General features: G+C 56.1%; 16 protein-coding genes and 2 pseudogenes. 10 read left to right on the top strand and 8 right to left on the bottom strand.

All coding sequences use genetic code 11. The features are described from left to right. The 5 genes and pseudogenes from KP705_RS20130 to KP705_RS12755 form a co-directional block, all read right to left on the bottom strand. Window positions 1-160 (bottom strand): annotated as a pseudogene (locus tag KP705_RS20130) (glycerol dehydrogenase); the annotation flags it as partial. Window positions 161-247: 87 nt separating this feature from the next. Then, a complete protein-coding gene (locus KP705_RS12770; RefSeq protein WP_046900753.1) occupies window positions 248-1,804 on the bottom strand; it encodes a carbohydrate porin in 1,557 nt (518 codons plus the stop codon). Between the two features lie 280 nt (window positions 1,805-2,084). Next, on the bottom strand, window positions 2,085-3,503 hold the full coding sequence (locus KP705_RS12765) for a hypothetical protein (protein ID WP_046900754.1): 1,419 nt from the start codon (window positions 3,501-3,503) through the stop codon (window positions 2,085-2,087). Between the two features lie 2 nt (window positions 3,504-3,505). Then, the gene (locus tag KP705_RS12760; protein WP_046900755.1) at window positions 3,506-4,375 is read right to left on the bottom strand and encodes an ABC transporter ATP-binding protein; all 870 of its coding nucleotides are present in this window, start codon (window positions 4,373-4,375) and stop codon (window positions 3,506-3,508) included. A 104-nt stretch (window positions 4,376-4,479) separates the two neighbouring features. Then, entirely contained in the window at window positions 4,480-5,145 is a 666-nt protein-coding gene (locus KP705_RS12755) for an alpha/beta hydrolase (RefSeq protein ID WP_064274695.1), read from the bottom strand. 137 nt (window positions 5,146-5,282) lie between these two features. Here KP705_RS12755 and KP705_RS12750 point away from each other — a divergent pair, with 137 nt between their 5' ends. Beyond that, a complete protein-coding gene (locus KP705_RS12750; RefSeq protein WP_215764552.1) occupies window positions 5,283-6,374 on the top strand; it encodes a cysteine desulfurase family protein in 1,092 nt (363 codons plus the stop codon). On the opposite strand, the gene KP705_RS12745 is transcribed toward KP705_RS12750, so the two are convergent. Further along, the gene (locus KP705_RS12745) at window positions 6,371-6,535 is read right to left on the bottom strand and encodes a hypothetical protein (RefSeq protein ID WP_215764551.1); all 165 of its coding nucleotides are present in this window, start codon (window positions 6,533-6,535) and stop codon (window positions 6,371-6,373) included. The genes KP705_RS12750 and KP705_RS12745 overlap by 4 nt on opposite strands. A gap of 93 nt (window positions 6,536-6,628) precedes the next feature. On the opposite strand from KP705_RS12745, the gene KP705_RS12740 reads away from it, so the two are divergent. The 7 genes and pseudogenes from KP705_RS12740 (at window position 6,629) to KP705_RS12710 (ending at window position 13,254) form a co-directional block, all read left to right on the top strand. Continuing rightward, entirely contained in the window at window positions 6,629-7,777 is a 1,149-nt protein-coding gene (locus KP705_RS12740; RefSeq protein ID WP_215764550.1) for a cysteine desulfurase family protein, read from the top strand. Window positions 7,778-7,794: 17 nt separating this feature from the next. Then, the gene (locus KP705_RS12735) at window positions 7,795-8,109 is read left to right on the top strand and encodes a ferredoxin family 2Fe-2S iron-sulfur cluster binding protein (RefSeq protein ID WP_046900759.1); all 315 of its coding nucleotides are present in this window, start codon (window positions 7,795-7,797) and stop codon (window positions 8,107-8,109) included. A gap of 5 nt (window positions 8,110-8,114) precedes the next feature. Then, on the top strand, window positions 8,115-9,197 hold the full coding sequence (gene mnmA, locus KP705_RS12730) for a tRNA 2-thiouridine(34) synthase MnmA (RefSeq protein WP_046900760.1): 1,083 nt from the start codon (window positions 8,115-8,117) through the stop codon (window positions 9,195-9,197). A gap of 2 nt (window positions 9,198-9,199) precedes the next feature. Beyond that, window positions 9,200-9,856 carry a glutathione S-transferase family protein gene (locus KP705_RS12725; RefSeq protein ID WP_215764549.1) on the top strand — a complete coding sequence of 219 codons (657 nt, stop codon included), beginning with the start codon at window positions 9,200-9,202 and terminating at the stop codon, window positions 9,854-9,856. Window positions 9,857-10,240: 384 nt separating this feature from the next. Beyond that, window positions 10,241-11,326, top strand: a pseudogene (locus KP705_RS12720) (DNA topoisomerase IB). Between the two features lie 149 nt (window positions 11,327-11,475). Continuing rightward, window positions 11,476-12,729, top strand: coding sequence for a sodium:proton antiporter (locus tag KP705_RS12715; protein ID WP_046900764.1), 1,254 nt, complete (start codon window positions 11,476-11,478; stop codon window positions 12,727-12,729). A 60-nt stretch (window positions 12,730-12,789) separates the two neighbouring features. Next, window positions 12,790-13,254, top strand: coding sequence for a hypothetical protein (locus KP705_RS12710; protein ID WP_235271767.1), 465 nt, complete (start codon window positions 12,790-12,792; stop codon window positions 13,252-13,254). 17 nt (window positions 13,255-13,271) lie between these two features. Here the strand turns inward: KP705_RS12710 and KP705_RS12705 are convergent, their stop codons facing one another. Next, window positions 13,272-14,216 (bottom strand): SMP-30/gluconolactonase/LRE family protein, encoded by a 945-nt coding sequence (locus KP705_RS12705; protein ID WP_046900766.1) that lies wholly within the window; start codon window positions 14,214-14,216, stop codon window positions 13,272-13,274. A gap of 141 nt (window positions 14,217-14,357) precedes the next feature. Then, complete coding sequence (locus tag KP705_RS12700) at window positions 14,358-15,290, bottom strand: hydrogen peroxide-inducible genes activator (RefSeq protein WP_215764548.1); 933 nt, start codon at window positions 15,288-15,290, stop codon at window positions 14,358-14,360. Between the two features lie 145 nt (window positions 15,291-15,435). On the opposite strand from KP705_RS12700, the gene KP705_RS12695 reads away from it, so the two are divergent. Continuing rightward, the gene (locus tag KP705_RS12695; protein ID WP_046900768.1) at window positions 15,436-16,167 is read left to right on the top strand and encodes an SDR family oxidoreductase; all 732 of its coding nucleotides are present in this window, start codon (window positions 15,436-15,438) and stop codon (window positions 16,165-16,167) included. A 119-nt stretch (window positions 16,168-16,286) separates the two neighbouring features. Continuing rightward, a complete protein-coding gene (gene add / locus KP705_RS12690; RefSeq protein ID WP_046900769.1) occupies window positions 16,287-17,432 on the top strand; it encodes an adenosine deaminase in 1,146 nt (381 codons plus the stop codon). Window positions 17,433-17,510: the final 78 nt, after the last annotated feature.

Here is a 17,510-nt window from a genome sequence, read left to right as displayed (position 1 = left end):
CAACCAGCACGATCCCGCAAATGACATAGTAAACAGAGCCGCCCAGCATCGCGAGGTCAGCCCCCATGATGACAAAGATCAGGCCCACAAGAAGAATAACGACCCCCAGAAGCAGCGTCAGCCACTCCGTCAGAGTCTTCGTGCCGTTATGGACAGCCATGGACGTGTTCTCCGGTAAAAGATGGATTATTTCTGTTGTTTGGATTGATTTTGGAATTATTCATGATCCCGGTTTTCATGGTTGATATCAGAAAGTAATTCCGGTTTCGAAATCCAGTATCAGTGGATTTTTGTACCGGTTGGTTCCCCCTGTGCTCCAGATGTACTGGGCACCAGGACGGATCAACAGCCATGGGGTAGGACGCCATCCGTAGTTCAGCTCAATGGCGTGTTCACCACTTGGGCGGTAAAGACCGGTGGCGCCATTTTTCTGAAGTTCGGCGACCCAGTTGGCCATCTTGGCGTTTACCCAGAGGAACTTCATGCCGAGGCTGATGGTGTCATCAGGGCGACTTTTGAACGTGCCTTTGCGTGTCAGGCCCCAATCGACGAAGTATGGTGCGATGGCTGTTCTCGGATCACCCCAGGTGAAGGACGCAAAAAACGATGTGCCGCGATGTGCGTCCCCTGTGTCGCGCTGGATCATGCGATCGAACTGGAACCATCCGCCGAAGCGTCCCCTGACTTTTGCTGTTGATGCACTAACTAGATAGTTACTTGGAATTTCAAACATTCCATATTGGGAGTACACATTGTTGACCTGTGACGTATCCCAGTATCCGCCGATCTTGACGTTGGTCTGAAGGGGGCCACTGTAATCGTCTTTTCCACCCTGATGCCAGACAAGCTGGAAGGGCAGGAAGGTGCCGGTGGCGCCGTGCAGGTTCATCTTCCATCCGTTATGGGTGTTTCCAATCGTTGGATCAGCAGAATAGACGCCAAACTGAATGGAATAATGGTTGTTTCCGGCAGGGTAGAATTTCACCCATGCTCCGGGATGGGCCGTCGGATAGTATCCATAGCCTGAGTTGTAAGCGATGGACTGTGGCATGCCGCAGATGGCGTTGGTTTGGAACTGACAGTAGTTGTTCATGCCCCAGTAGATGGACCATGTTTCGAAATCGGTTTCAGAGTTGATTTCGCCGATCGTCGTTGAAACGTAGCGGTTCCAGTTCATCTCCCAGGACAGCAGAGACAAACGCACTGTGGGAGAGCCATAGATTTCCTGCGGACTGTTCAGTGCAGGAAGTTTTGCACCGAGGCCCTGTCCCGCGCGGGAGGTCACGATGAAGTGGAACAGGCCGATGCTGTAGCCTGTGAGCTTCTTGAGATCGAAATCAAAATTCAGGCCGATTTCGTGTGCGTACCTCACATTCTGGGACTTGCCGCCCATCGGGTTGCCAGCAGAATCCTGAAAGTAATGGCCCGTGATGTTCACGCCCTTGTCTGTCAGCCATGGGCGCCAGCCGCCCCAGTCCCCGGTCATGGTGCTTTGCTTCATCCAGTCATGCAGACTGGCGGGAAGAAAGGACTGATCCGTTGTTATCGGCTGGGCAAGGTCGTTCACGCCAGGTTGGGATGGTGTGACGGTTACGGGCTTGGGAGCAGGACGGATTGTCTTGATACGGCTTTTTGCATTGCTCCTGTAGCGAAGGGCAGCATGTTCCGAGGTTGTTCGCTCATCCTCGGATACGGTTGCGGTGGAAGATTGCGCCCGTGCAGTGCCTGTGGTGAAGGCAAATCCTGACGTAATGGCGCAGACCAGTCCCAGCGATTTGACCCATTGTCTCTCGAACGGCTGCATATTCTCAACGGCCGGGCGGGCCGTGTCCCAACTCTGCTTAAGTAACGGACCGTTCCGTTACATGAACATGAATCTATCTCACGAGATGGACGAGGCCTGGGAATGACAAAGAAGAGAGAAGTTTTGCAGACGCTCTTTCTGTGATTTTGAAGAAAGGGTTCTATTTGTTTTCATTAATGTTTTTCTTGGAAAGACCGCCAAAATCCATTTGAGTGGTCATAATCCAAAGGCAGGATCACGCTTGCGTGTCCCTCCGCACAAGGCCTGCCTGGTGAAGGTCCTATTCGGTTTCGTAGGGCCAGTCTGCCTTGCTGAGACTGCGAGGCGCAAGGACATAGGCCACGCAGCCCAGAGCTATGGAAAGTCCTGCGATCACGCCCGCAATGCGTGTTCCCATAATGAATGGGTTGCAGGTTTGCAGAAGGAAGATCGGAATGAAATTGAAGGCATAAACAACGCCCTTCCAAGGATTTCCGCTTACCAGAAAAGGAAGCGCCCCGCAGAGGGCAAAGCCAAGCGCCAGCCCCATAAATTCCAAACTGAACAACAGGGTGTCGCGCAGGGCGAATGATGTAATCAGGGCGTATGGAATGATCAGGCTGAGAACACGCAGCGGTATCGTGACGGACAGGCGGGAAAGCTTTGCCGAAAAGACAGACCGGACAAAGGAAAGACGATCGCCAAAACGCCCGGTAATCAGCAGGAGAGGCCAATGCTGCCGTTGGGTAAGCCAGTTGTCGCTAACGGCGATCATCGCGCCTGCGCTGAAGACAAGTGGCTTCCAGCATGCTGCGAAACTCTTGTGAGTGAAGAGCGACATTCCCATTGCCGCTATGGACATGAGAACAGGAATGAACAGGCAGCTTAGCAGGATGTCAGTTTTGAGTGTCAGAGGTGAGGTCGGTGCCAGCAGCATCTGGCGAAGCTGATAGAATGTGATGGGTTTGCGGGCCCGTGCCTTTGCTTTGCCATAAGGAAAATCTGGCAGCGCGTCTTTCAAAGACGCAGAAGCGTCGAGAGCATGCGGAGTAGCGGGAGCACCGTGAAGGCGGTTGGGCAGGGAGAGAATACTGACGATCATGACCAGCAAAAGACAAACATCTGCTGGAATGGTGAGGATGGGTGGACGCGTCAGAAGCCATAGGCTGGCATTTGAGAGGAGGAGGAGGCCGAATTGCGCCAATATCAGGATGCCCCCTGCCAGACTGATCAGAAAGCGTAGTTTCTGGGACTGGCCTTGGGGCGGGACGTACCACTGCAGCACGGTAGGGATTGAATTGAACAGCACAAAGAAGAGGGCGTCGTGGAACGGAATGGGCGCGAAACTCAGGGCCGTGCTGAGCAGTAAGACGGACACGACATCCACGATGCAGACTGCTCTTGCTTCCGCTAAAGCCAATCCGGGAATAGCAGGAGCCTGAGCTGCACCGATCTGTCTTGTAGCATGCAATTGCAGGCAGTTCTGGATGAACATGGATGTGAGGATGAGACTGACAACATTGGCATGCGACAGAGCCTGCTCAAATGTCTCATGCGTCAGAAGCCTGTGCAGCCTCCGAAGATCCATTAAGGACGTAAACAGAAAGAACCCAACTGAAATCAGCAGGTAGTTTGCCCGAAGGAATACGGGGCTGGCGTAGAGTTGCAGGGCTCGCCAGAGGTCAGACCATTCCTGCCGGGTGAGGGAGAGGCTGCCCATGGTCAATGCTCCCGCGGAGCCGTGATTTCAAGGAAGGCGTCTTCAAAGTCGGGGATGGAAACGGATGTTCCGTCAGGAAGGGCGAGGTCCTCGGTCCACCCGTGAGCAAGAATGCCGCTCTCCCGCTGCCCCAATATCTGGCATGGCAGAGTGTGCAGTACTTCCGGAGTGCTGTGATCGAGCCACCGGGTCTGTGTTCGGAAAGTTTCGGCAGACACATCCAGAACAAGATGGCCTTGCCGAACGAACAGCAGGCGTGAGCACAGACGTTCGAGATCTGACAGAATATGTGATGAAATCAGAATACTGGCGCCAACGCGCGTTGCATAACTGCCCAGCAGATTCATGAAATCCCGCCGGGCATGAGGATCGAGGCTGGCGACAGGCTCATCCAGTACGAGGAAATCGGGCTCGTGCCGCATGGCCAGAAGAATAGCCAGACGCTGTTTCTGGCCGCCCGAGAGGTTGCGAACAATCTTTTTGAAATCCAGATCGGCCCATTGCAGCAGGATGGGATCAATAGGGGGCAGATCGCCGTAAAACGCTCCGATATAATCAATCAGTCGACCAACACTGAACGCTGTAAATCCACTCATGGTCTGGGGGACAAACCCGGTACGGGCCCGGAGGTCTCGCGGCAGCGAGAGAACACTTTGGCCAAAGATGTCTACAGAACCCTGATCGGGGATCAGAAATCCCATGAGACAGCCGATCAAAGTGGATTTTCCGGCACCATTGCGCCCCAATAGAGCTACGGTTTCACCGGGTTCGACTGTAAAAGAAACGTGGTCGAGCGCAGTGAAGCTGCCGAAGCGTTTTGTGAGGTCCGTCACACGGACGGGTAAGGTCGGGGGGGCGGGCCGGATTGTCATGCAATAAACGTTGCACAATGTTACTGAACCGACAAATAAAAAAATAGCCTGCGATCCGGACAGGAAAGCAGGCCATTTTTATAGTCCTGGTTGAAGAACCGGGATCAGTCGGCGGCCAGTGCGAGAGCCTTGCGGCCACGCATGGTCATGACGTGATCTTCCAGTGCTTCTCCGACGCGCTCAGCCTGCTTGGCGAAAATGTGGTCGGCATCGTCGAAGATACGATAATCGACCGTCACATTCTTCTGCGTGTTGAGCTTGTCGACCAGCTTGCGGATGCCTGGCTCGGGAGCCATTTCGTCCTTGCCGCCAGCGATCATCAGACCACTACACGGACAAGGTGCAAGGAAACCGAAGTCATAATCATTGGCTGGAGGTGCAACGCTGATCCAACCACTGATTTCCGGGCGGCGCATCAGAAGCTGCATGCCGACGAACGCCCCGAACGAGTATCCGGCGATCCACAGTTCGCTGGAGTTCGGGTTGACCATCTGCATCCAGTCAAGTGCTGCAGCTGCATCGGAGATTTCTCCGATACCGCCATCGTAACGCCCCTGGGAGCGGCCGACGCCGCGCGAGTTGTAGCGCATGACCGAGAAGCCCATCTTCTCGAAGTGGCGATACATCGTGTACGTAATACGATTATTCATGGTGCCGCCGTGAAGCGGGTGTGGGTGCAGCACCAGGGCGAGGGGAGCGTTTGGTTCGCTGGAGTGGTGGTAACGACCCTCAAGCCGGCCATCTGGGCCGGCGAACATCACTTCAGGCATGAATACTCTCGCTCTATGTCCGGCAGGATTACGGCCCTGCCTTCCGGTGGGCGTCTGTATATCGAGTTGAAAGCCAGAATTTCCACCAAAATCGACTCGGGATTGCGATTCCTGCAACTCTGCACGATCTAGAGAACATGACGAACGCATCTGCTCCGACCTATCTTGACGCCAATGCAACCGAGCCTCTGCGCCCCGCAGCAAGGGAGGCTGTGTTGTCCGGTCTGCTGCTGTCCGGCAATCCGTCTTCGGTCCACGCGGAAGGGCGCGAAGCCAGGCGATGTCTTGAAGATGCCCGTAGTCGTATCAGTGCGGGTTTCGGGCGGATTTCCGGGACCTGTGTGTTCACATCAGGTGGCACGGAGGCTGACGCAATGGCCATTCATGCGTTCGGTCAGGGACGTCGGATCCTGATCGGCGCAACGGAGCATGACGCCGTGCGTAAAGCCGCCCCGGACGCGGACATTATTCCGGTGAATGACCAGGGCATTCTGGACCTTGAAATCCTCCGTCAGCATCTCGCGGATGGGGTACCAACACTTGTCTGTGTCATGGCCGCCAATAACGAGACAGGGGTTTTGTCGCCACTGGAGGAGGTGGCTGCACTCTGCCGCGACTCGGGTGCACATCTGCATGTGGATGCGGTTCAGAGCGCTGGGCGACTGCCTTTCAGCCTGACTGAGTGCAGCGTTGCTCTCTCGGGGCACAAGATGGGCGGACCAAAAGGCGCAGGAGCGTTGCTGCTGCCACTGGATGAGCCGATTGATGCCCTGATGGTGGGCGGTGGTCAGGAGCGCGGTCGGCGAGGAGGAACGCAGCCTTTGCCAGCTATTCTGGGCATGGCTGCTGCTTTTGACGAGGCGCAGGCTCAGGACTGGTCCGCTATTGAGGCACTGCGGGAGCGCGTCGAACAGGTGGCGATGGCAGCGGGAGCCCGTGTTGCCGGGCGTCAGGTCGGCCGCCTGCCGAACACAAGCTGCCTGATCCTCGACGGGGTTGCCGCACAGGTGCAACTCATGACGCTGGATCTGGAAGGATTTTGTGTTTCTGCCGGTTCGGCATGCTCTTCTGGAAAGGTCGCGGCATCTCATGTTCTGACGGCGATGGGCGAGACGACCGGGGCCTCTCAGGCCATACGAGTGTCGTTGCCGTGGAATGTGAGGATAGAGCAGGTTGACGCGTTTTGTGATGCCTATGAGCGTATGGCGCGTCGTTTGCGCAAACGTTAAGGCGCGCTCATGTGGTCATTTTCCAGCCTGAGTCTCCGGGCCTGCTCTTCCAGGAGGGCGCTTCGGGCGTTGATCCATCGGTCTAAAGGAGAAATGAGGCTGAGGAGTAGAATACCGAAGGCGATGGCAAACAGTGTGCTGCCAAGGAGGATCGCGTCCATGAGGCATTCTCTGCCTGAAACAGGGTTCAAGGCTGAAAAGCCTATCTATATCTGGAACCGTAACGATCTGTGCTGGTCAGTGGAAGGTATAGCGTGATTTATCTGGACTATTTTTCCACAACGCCCTGCGCCTCTGAGGTTGTGGAAGCCATGCTGCCCTGGTTCGCGGAGGATTTTGGGAATCCACACAGTGTCCATGGCCCGGGTCAGAAAGCGGCGCAAGCTGTCGATGCAGCCCGCCAGACTATCGCTGACCTGATCGGCGCTGAAGCCCGGGAGCTCGTTTTTACGTCTGGAGCCACGGAAGCAAACAATCTTGCTATCAAGGGAGCTGCTCGCCACCTGAAGCGCATGGGTAATGAGCGTCGTCGCGTCATTACCGTGTCTACTGAGCATAAATGCGTTCTGGAATCCGTGCGGGATCTGGAGATTGAAGGCCTTGACCCTCTTATCCTGGGAGTGGACGGGCAAGGGCGTGTTGATCCCGAGGCTCTGCGGGAGGCACTGGCGGTGCCGACACTGCTTGTCAGCATCATGACGGCAAATAATGAGACGGGCATCCTGCAGGACATTTCACTCCTGTCACGAATCGCCCATGAGGCTGGGGCGTTGTTTCACACTGACATGGCGCAGATGGCCGGGAAGTTGCCTGTTTCGCTGGATGGTATCGATCTGGCGTCTTTTTCCGCGCACAAAATGTATGGCCCCAAGGGGATCGGTGCCCTGTATGTGCGGCGTCGGCCCCGTGTGCGACTACAGTCGCTCTTTTCCGGGGGAGGGCAGGAACGGGCCTTCCGGTCAGGTACATTGCCTACCCCTCTTGTCGTGGGGTTCGGGAAAGCTGCGGAGCTGGCGAAACAAAGATTGGATATGGATATTTTGCAGATTTCCGCCCTGCGGGATGATCTGTGGCGCCAGATTGAAACGGCACTTTCAGGATGTGAACTGAATGGACGTGAAGTTTCGCGCCTGCCGGGTGCGCTGAATTTCTGTCTGCCGGAAGGAGTGCGGGCGACGGACATCCTTGAACGGGTCCCGGAAGTTGCCATGTCTACGGGGTCAGCCTGCTCGGCCGCAGAAATTACCCCCTCTTATGTGCTGACGGCGATGGGACTTTCTGCAGAGAAAGCATCGCGGTGCTTGCGCCTGTCGGTCGGACGCTCTACCTCCAAGCCCGGTATTGACCGTGCGGCGGCTCTTTTGATCGAGGCTGTCCGTACCTGCCAACCTTCAAGAGACTGAAACAAGACGGACAGCCCATGCCCAAGATGACCTTTATCGAACGTGACGGTTCCCGCCGTGAAGTTGACGCGCCTGTCGGCCTGTCGGTGCTGGAAATCGCTCACAAGCATGACATTGACCTCGAAGGCGCCTGCGAAGGCTCCCTGGCCTGTGCGACGTGCCATGTCGTGGTGGACCCGGAATGGGCTGGCAAGCTGTCCGAGCCGACCGACGATGAAGAAGACATGCTGGATCTGGCCTTCGGCCTTGAGCAGACATCCCGTCTGGGCTGCCAGATTGTCATGACCGAAGATCTGGACGGTCTGACCGTTCAGCTTCCAAAGGCGGGCTGAAGACCATGCGTATCCTCGTTGCCATGTCGGGAGGCGTGGACAGCTCCGTAGTGGCCGCGCTGCTTAAAAGGCAGGGCCACGAGGTGATCGGCGCGACCCTCCAGCTTTACGATCACGGTCAGGCGTCCAAGCCGGGGGCCTGTTGTGCCGGACGCGACATCATGGATGCCCGCGCCGTGGCGGATAAGCTGGATTTCCCGCATTACGTCATTGATGCGGAAAGTCGCTTTCGTGACAGCGTGATTGAGAACTTCGCGGATGCGTATGCGCGTGGGGAAACTCCCGTGCCATGCGTGGCCTGCAATCAGGGCGTGAAGTTCACGGATCTTCTGGGCATGGCCCGCGATCTGGGCTGTGAAGCGATGGCGACCGGGCATTACGTCCGGCGTGTTGAAGGTCCGTCTGGTGCTGAAATGCATCGCCCTGTTGATGCAGAGCGGGACCAGACCTGGTTCCTGTTCGCGACGACGAAAGATCAGCTTGATTACCTGCGCTTCCCGCTCGGCGAGATGCCGGACAAGGCGCATGTGCGTGAACTGGCGCAGGAGCTTGGACTGGAAATTGCAGCCAAGCCGGACAGTCAGGACATCTGCTTCGTGCCAAGCGGGTCTTACGTCGATATCGTGGAAAAGCTTCGTCCTGAAATTCGGGGTGAAGGCGAAATCGTGGATGAACAGGGTAAGGTCCTTGGGCATCATGAAGGCGTTGCGCGCTATACGGTTGGGCAGAGCAAGCGGTTGGGAGACATTCATACAGCCGTTGGCGAACGCCAGATGGTAACGCGGATTGATGTGCCAAAGCGCCGGATTGTTGTTGGACCCCGCGTTCAGGCGACCGAAGTTGAAACCCGCAAGGCGATCCGTCTGCGGGACATGAACTGGCTGATTGATGCTCCGCCGGAAGGGGTATCCTGTGGTGTGCAGATCCGTGCCCGTGAGAAGCTCCGGGATGCGGTGGTGAAGCCTCTTGAGAATGGTGGCGCGCTAGTCGAACTGCTGGAGCCAGCCATGCCGGCCCCGGGGCAGGCCTGTGTTCTGTATGATGGGAGCCGTGTTCTGGGCGGCGGGTTTATTCTGGCGGGAGCGTAAGCATGGCAGGGGCACTTCTGATCGGGTCGCGGCGGTATTCGTCCTGGTCTTTGCGTGGCTGGCTGGCTGTGAAGCTGGCGAAGCTGGATGTGGAAGAGAAGGTCATTGCTCTCAAGGGCGGTGGCAAGACCACTGAAATCCATGCACTATCTCCCAACAAGCTGGTGCCGTATTTGCAGCATGATGGCGCTCATGTCTGGGAAAGTCTGGCTATCTGCGAATACTGCGCCGAGCATGAGCCGTCTCTTTGGCCGCAGGACCGTGTGGTACGTGCTCATGCTCGCAGCATCAGCGCCCAAATGCACGCCGGTTTCCGCCCAATCCGGCAGAATTGCCCGATGGATGTGGAACGTGTTCCAGCGCCTTTGTCAGAAATTAGCGAAGACCTGGCCAAGGATGTTGCTCTGCTGAGTGAGACCCTGAAGGGAGCACTTCTGCGCTCCGGCACGGCCACGCCGTATCTGTTCGGGGACGTCCTGACGGTGGCTGACTGCATGTATGCGCCCGTCGCTATCCGGATTCACGCGTATCAACTTAATGTTGACCCCGTCGTGAACGCTTGGGTTCAGAGCATGTTGCACCATCCGCTCATAAAGGAATGGTACAGTCTTGCGGATGCAGAGCCTGCTGAGTGGCGACTGAGTTACGAAGACAAATAAGGGTCTGGCTTCGTTCAGTGGTGAACGAAGCCCATTCCAGTTTGAAGGGCGGTGCGAAACACATCAGACCAGATGCTGTTACCGCCACCACGACCTCCACCAGGTCCGCTGCCCGTCTGACTGAACGGTGGGGCATCGTTGCTGTCAGCAGTTTCTGACATATCGGATGGTGCATGCGATGCGCAGCTTGCGAGCAAGAGCATACTGCATCCCAACAACAGTCGTTTCACATCTGTATTCCTTACCCGTAATGCCCTTCTTGTAAGTCACCTGTGGAAAAGCAGGTGTCATGTCAGGAAGTATCAGGAAGCGTAAGCAGATCTGACGAAACTCCGGTTCCAGCAGCACGCTGTTACAGTTGGACGGACAGGGAACCGCGAAACCGTGACAGCAAGACTTTCACCTGAGCATAAACAGGCCCGGCGCGCGGGTCTGCATTATGTGGACAGGACGGAACCAGGAATTACCCGCAGATGAGCTGGCAAAGGCTTCGCCTATTACGATTCTTCCGGGGAGCGCATCACGGACCAGAGCGTTATCGGGCGCCTGAAACGCCTGGGGATTCCTCCGGCTTATCGCGATGTCTGGATCTGTGCTGATCCCGATGGTCATCTCCAAGCCATCGGCACAGATGCGCGGGGGCGGTTGCAGTATCGCTATCATCCCAAATGGCGGGAAACACGAGACGTCGCCAAGTTCGGTCGAATGCTTGTCTTCAGCGAGCATCTTCCTGCCTTGAGAGCGCAGGTGGCAAAGGATCTGGCGCGAAAGACGCTGGACCGGGACCGCGTTCTGGCCGCGATTGTCTTCATTATGGAACGGACGATGGCCCGTATCGGAAATGATCGGTATGCGCGTGAAAACCGTAGTTATGGCCTGACGACGCTGCGGCACCGGCATGTTGATGTGACCGGAAAGCACGTCACGCTTGATTTCAGGGCCAAACATGGGATTGAGCAGCATCTGGATTTGTCCGACGCTCGACTGGCGCGGCTTGTGTCACGCCTCGAAGATCTGCCGGGACAACGTCTCTTCCAGTATCTGGATGAGAACGGTGAACGCCACGATGTGCACTCACAGGACGTGAACGACTACCTTCAGACCATCACTGGTGAGGACATTACGGCCAAGGATTTTCGCACTTGGGCCGCCACGCAACTGGCTGCCGTTACGCTCTGTGCCTTCAGCGGCTACGATACGAAAGCGAAAGCCAAAAAGCAGGTTGTGGAAGCCGTGAAGTCCGTGGCTGCCCGGCTTGGAAATACGCCTGCGGTCTGTCGAAAGAGCTATATTAATCCCTGTGTGGTGGATGGGCATCTGGACGGGACTTTGAGGGCCGCGTTTCAGAAACGGGCACAGGATGTGCTGGATATGCCGGAGCATGGATTATCGGCTGAAGAAGCAGCGGTGACGGGCTTCCTGGCAAACCGTTTGCCGCATCTTCGAAATAACGGCACATCAAAGTCCTGAACCGCAGTATGTTGAAATCTTTCGCAGGAAACTCTGCCTGTTACAGAAGCTTCTGTTTCTGACGGACCGTATAAAAATGCGTCGCAACGGAATTGATGGCTGGCGACGGAAGGTCAGTGCATGATGCACTGTCAGGAGGAGAAGAACGGATGAACTCGCTGGGTCTTTTTGCCTTGCTGATGCTGGGAGCAACGTGTTTCGGGGTTTTGAACGAGCGCCTTTTCAAGCTCCCCCTGACCATCGGTATTCTCCTGATTTCCATGGTCATTTCGATGCTGATCATGCTGATCAATCCGCTGGTGCCAGGCTACGACCTCCAGCACATTCCCCGGACTCTCCTCGGGCAGGTCAATCTTCCAGAAACGCTTCTGGAAGGGGCTCTGTCCTTTCTTCTTTTTGCCGGGGCCATGCAGGTTAATCTCGGACTGCTGCTCTCCCGCGGAAAGGCTGTGGCTGCACTGGCTATCTTGGGAACGGTATTGGCCGTGGGGCTTCTGGCAGGCGCAGCATGGTTGGTCTTTCCGCTGCTGGGCATGAATGTTCCCTTCAGCTGGTGTGTCGTTCTGGGGGCCATCCTCGCGCCGACGGATCCGGTTTCCGTCGTGGGAATGTTGCGTCGGCTGGGCTTGCCAGAAGCTCTTCAGGCCACCTTTGCAGGAGAAAGCCTGTTCAACGATGGCGTAGGCATTGTGATGTATGGGACCGTCATCGGTCTTGCGACTGGAGAGGTTCATAGCGTTGCAATGACGGACTTTATCGTCCGCTTTCTTGTGGAAGCGGTCGGTGGTGGTGTGCTGGGAGGTGTGCTGGGCTGGGTCGCCCTGAAGATCATTCGGGGCGTGCAGGACATGCAGATTGACCTGCTGGCTTCGCTGGCCTTGGCAACGGGCACTTACAGCCTTGCCAGTTCTTTGCACATGTCCGGCCCGATTGCCGTGGTTGTGGCAGGGATGTGGCTGGCGACCGATACAGGCAAGCGTGCAATTCCGGAGCATTCCCGCCAGGAGCTCACCACGTTCTGGGGGCTGATCGACGAAATCCTGAACGCATTGCTGTTTCTGCTGATAGGTTTTGAGCTTCTCGAAATTACCCCACATCTGCCCAACCTTGTGGCGACACTCATCATCATTCCATTGTCCGTAATTGTTCGCGGACTGAGTGTGTTCCTGTCCACAATGCCGGTTCACCTGAAAAAAGGTGAGCGTGGTAGAGCTCTCGGTGTTTTGACCTGGGGTGGGCTTCGGGGCGGGATTTCTGTGGCATTGGCCCTGGGGTTGCCTCCGGGAGAACTAAGGGAGACGCTGCTACCGGTTTGCTACGGGGTAGTGGTCTTTACAATCATCGTCCAGGGACTGACGATGGAGAAGGTGGTCAATCGGCTTTACCCGAAAGCCACCAGTTGAGTGTATGCCTGCTGAGAGATTTTGGCAGACTGAAAAATGGATCGGCAGGAGTGCGGTAAAATGGTGACTTTAAAGCGGGTGATGGGTCTACTAATCGTGACGGGTGCCGTCATGAGCATGTCCGGGAATGCGTTTGCCGCCAAGGGGTTCCCGGGACAGGCAGGATGCTGGGCCGCTCTTCCAGGTGAAGACGAGCGACCGGAAGTGACGTGTCGGAGCTTCACGGAAGATTTGCTGAAAAGTCTTGAGAAAGCTACGCCTGCACAGGTGACGTCTATTCTGGGTGTTCCAGGCAAGGACCATAAGCCCACCTATTTCGAGAGCGCGAACAAAACGCCCGGAGCCTATAACGGCTACGTTGAGCTGACATACACGGCCGGACACGTCTCGGATCTGTCTGCTGTTTTGACGCAGGTTCAGCCGAACGGCATGGCAAGTGACGAGAAGGATTATCAGTGGGGTGTCAGCAAGGCTGGCTGCTCCGATTTTCCGGGAAGCAAGAAAGCCTGCGATACGTCCAACTAAAGAACGGCGCTCTGGATTTAGTCTCTCAGATCCAGAGCGATCAGCTTTTCACGGCAGGTAATGAAAAGGCGCCTGTTCTCTGGGCCACCAAATGTACAGTTCGTGGGTGACCACGGAAGAGGGATGAACCCAAGCGTGCAGCCCGAGGCGTCGAGCACGTAAATCCCATTATCTGAGGTGGTCCAGACCCATCCGCGATGGTCTACGGCCAAGCCATCAGGTACGCCGTTTTCTGTGCTGTAGAAGGGGCGTTTCCCCGTTAGCTTTCCATGGCGGCCGACATCAAACGCATGAATGTGGCAGCCGTGACCGCCAATTTTTCTGGATGTGTCCGTTACGTATAGGGTTTTCCTGTCTGGCGAAAATGCCAGAGCATCAGGCTGATCCAGATCAGCCATGCGCGTCAGATCCCCACTTTTTCGATCGTATCGGTACACGCTGCGATGGGGAAGTTCTGGTGCCGCGATATACCCTTCTCTTGCGGAGTGGATGCCGAAGATTGGGTCGGTGAACCAGAGGGTATGATTGGGGCCAGGGATAATGGCGTTGGGGGCGTTAAGACGGCCACCCTGATAGTGTGTGATGAGGGGAAGTGCTTCCTGACCGTCTTGTGAAAGGCTGATGCAGCGTCGTCCTTGCTCACAATGTACCAAGGTACCGTCCGCGAGCAGCGCATTGCCATTGATGAACCAGGTAGGATCAAGAATGGTGTGAACATGCCCATCGGGGTGCCATGCCATCACCCGGCGCGAGATGACATCTGACCAGATGAGCCTGTTGCGGTCCTGATCCCAGACGGGGCTTTCTCCCAGCGTTGTTCCCTCGTGCAGAAGCAAAAGCGGGATATCGAAATCCAGAACTGCCGCAAGCGCTGGGTCGTCGATCCGGATACCTTGAAGAGGCCCTGAGATTTCTGGGGCTCCCGGTAAACGCAGGAATGTGCCGATCAGGACATTCTTCACTTGTCGCGTCTTCTTTGGCTACACATTACGACTTTCTTGGCCACGTCTGTGGCGCCAGTCTGTAGAAGCGGTTGCCTTTTCCGGAATAAAATTTCCGAGGAATAAGGCTGTTCTATGAAAACGCTATGGGATGCACGCGGTTCACGCCGGATACATTTTGCATCCTTCCGGGGTTGCCTGGCGCAGAAAGGTGCCGAGCTCCCGGAATGTACTGGCACGTGGATCTGAAGCGCGCCACACGAGGCCAATTGTCCGACTTGCTTCCGGTTCGGAAAGGGGGCGGACGGTGATGAGGTTCTCAAAATCCATCCGGTTGCGCAGAGCAAGCTGGGGAATGAGCGAAAAGCCTTCGCCTGCACCAATCATGTGCCAGAGCATCTCCAGGCTTGTGGCCAGTCTGGTTTCGCGCTGTCTGGGAATGGTTGGGCAGATGGACAGCGCCTGATCGCGAAGACAATGACCGTCTTCCAGTAACAGAAGATCAGGTCGACCCAGCTGTTTCAGGGAGATCCTGTTCTTGCCAGCCAGTTCGTGCGTAACCGGAAAAACCCCCAGAAATGCCTCTTCGAAAAGAGGAAGGGCTTCCAGCGCCTCCGACGGAGCAGGCAGAGCCATCAGAGCCAGATCGAGTTCGTTGTTTCGCAGAGACTGGACCAGCGTATCCGTCGTTCCTTCTGTCAGGCGCAGATTCAGGTTCGGATAGGACTGCCGCAGATGGGGAAGAGTGCCGGGAATATAATATGGGCCAAGCGTCGGGATGACGCCCAGACGCAGAATGCCATCCAGCGGGCTGGTGCGCGTCCGTGCGACTTCCAGAAGATTCCGGGCTGCCGTCAAAACTTCACGGCCAAGCGCAATCAGGCGCTCTCCATCAGGTGTGGGGGCGACATGCCTGCGCGAGCGCTCGAACAGCGTAACGTCGAGAAGCTGCTCTAGCTTGCGGACCTGCTCTGAAAGGCCCGCCTGGCTCACACCACAGCGCTCTGCCGCGCGGGAGAAATTGCGCAGGTCATCCACTGCCACGACATATTCGATGTCCCGAAGGGACAGGCCGGAAAGGGGAACGTAACTCATGAATTATAGATAATACCGAACACCAAAATATGGAAGTGCGGTTTTTCCTATATTTGCATGAAAGCGTCATCGGCCTTGGCAAGACACATCTGCTGACGAAGCGTATAAGGTTTCAAAGAATTTCCACAGCAAGGATGAAGACTCCATGACACAACGCGCTGCTCTCGTGACCGGTGGTTCCCGTGGTATCGGGGCCGCAATCGCCCTTCGTCTGGCCACAGACGGATATGACGTTGCGATCTCTTATGCCAGCAACGAAAGGGCTGCTGCGGATATCGTCAGCAAGATTGAAGCCAAGGGCCGCAAGGCTGTTGCGATCAAGGCCAATGGCGGAACAGCGGAAGGTAACCGCGCTGTTGTCACGAAGGCCGTGGAAACATTTGGTCGGCTGGATGCACTCGTCTGTAACGCCGGGATTTATCCTTACGGGCCGATCGATCAGATGACTGTTGAGCAGATCGATCAGGTGCTGAACCTGAATGTTCGTGCCGTTATGATCGAGACGATGGAAGCTGTGAAACATCTGGGGCAGGGTGGCCGCCTGATTTACATCGGCTCTGCTTTTGGTGCTCGCGCACCTTTCCCGGGTATTTCCCTTTACTCCGCCACCAAGGCGGCTCTGGAAGGCTTTGCCCGCGGCGTAGCGCGTGATGTGGGGCCGAAAGGGATTACCGTCAATGTGGTCGAGCCAGGTCCGATTGATACGGATCTGAACCCGGCTGACGGCGAAGGCGCAGCCCTGATCAGCAGTTTCACCGCGACGAATTCCTACGGCAAGGTTGCTGATATTGCGGATTTCGTAGGCTTCCTTGCAAGCCCTGCGGCCTCTTACATTACGGGCGCGTCCCTCCCGGTAGATGGCGGTCTGACGGCCTGATCTAAATTAACGTGCGGTCTATCCTGTTTTCTCTCCTTGTTATCGGAGCGGATGCGCAACATTCTCCCTGCGAAAGTCGTGGGCAGGGGGATGCCGCGTAAACGCTAAAGGAAAACAGGATGACGTTCGGGCGCAGGTTCTTTCTGGCAAATACAATGCTGTTTTCAGCCAGTATCGCTTTGACTGGCCGTGCATCGGCTGCGGCAGCTTCAGATGGAGCGGGCGATGACATGACCCGCTTCATCCATGCAATGCCAAAGGCCGAGATGCATGTGCATATTGAAGGCACGCTTGAGCCGGAAATGAAGTTCCGTCTGGCCCAGCGCAATGGTGTGTCCCTGCCGTACAGCACGGTTGAAGACATGCGGGCCAGTTATAACTTCCACGACCTTCAGAGTTTCCTGAAGATTTTCTATGAGGGCAAAACCGTTCTGCTCAAGGAGCAGGATTTCTATGACCTTACATATGCCTATCTGACCAAAGCAGCCTCCCAGAATGTGCTGTATGCGGAGATATTCTTCGATCCGCAGATGCATACGGATCGTGGCATCCCATTCGCTACGGTTATGAATGGTCTCACGCGGGCGCAGGCTGATGGCCGCCGCAATCTGAAGATCGACTCCCAGCTTGTTCTTTGCTTCGAGCGGGAACTGACGGCTGAGTCTGCCATGAAGACGCTGGAGGCAGCGCTTCCGTACCGTCAGCATATTGTCGGCATTGGGTTGGACTCTGACGAGAAGAACAATCCGCCTGACAAATTCCGGGAGGTGTTTGCCCGCGCCCGTAAAGCCGGTTTCCACCTGACGATGCATTGTGACCTGAACCAGCTCGATACGCATGAACACATCCGGCAGGTGCTGGAAGACATTCAGGCAGACCGCATTGATCATGGCGGCAATATTCTGGAGCGTCCGGATCTGGTGGCTGTGGCAAAACGCCGAGGCACAGCGTTTACTGTTTGCCCGGTTGCCTGTGGCTGGCTGCGGGAAAATGGTGAAAACATCAATATCATTCGCGGCATGCTGGATCAGGGTCTGAAAGTTACGGTCGCGTCTGATGATCCTGCCTACATGAAGAGCAATTATGTGGCGGAGAGCCTTGTCGTGGCGCAGGGCGATGGCGCGTTGAGCAAAGACGATCTTCTGACGCTGGCGCGAAACAGTTTTGAGGCCGCCTGGATCAGTCCGGCGCAGCGCAAAATCTATCTGGGCAAGCTGGAAGCCTTTCGTCGTCAGTGGGCTGGAAGGACTGGTCAGTGGGGCTGATATGAAATAGGTAGTGGTGATGAGGGTTTGATCTCTGTTCGGTTTGACCGATCAATCATATTGACAGGAACTGTTTCC

It is taken from the genome of Gluconobacter sp. P1D12_c, assembly GCF_018812105.1.
GTDB lineage: Bacteria > Pseudomonadota > Alphaproteobacteria > Acetobacterales > Acetobacteraceae > Gluconobacter > Gluconobacter oxydans_A.
The sequence above is the reverse complement of the archived record's forward strand: the minus strand, read 5'-3'. Positions and strand labels throughout refer to the sequence as shown.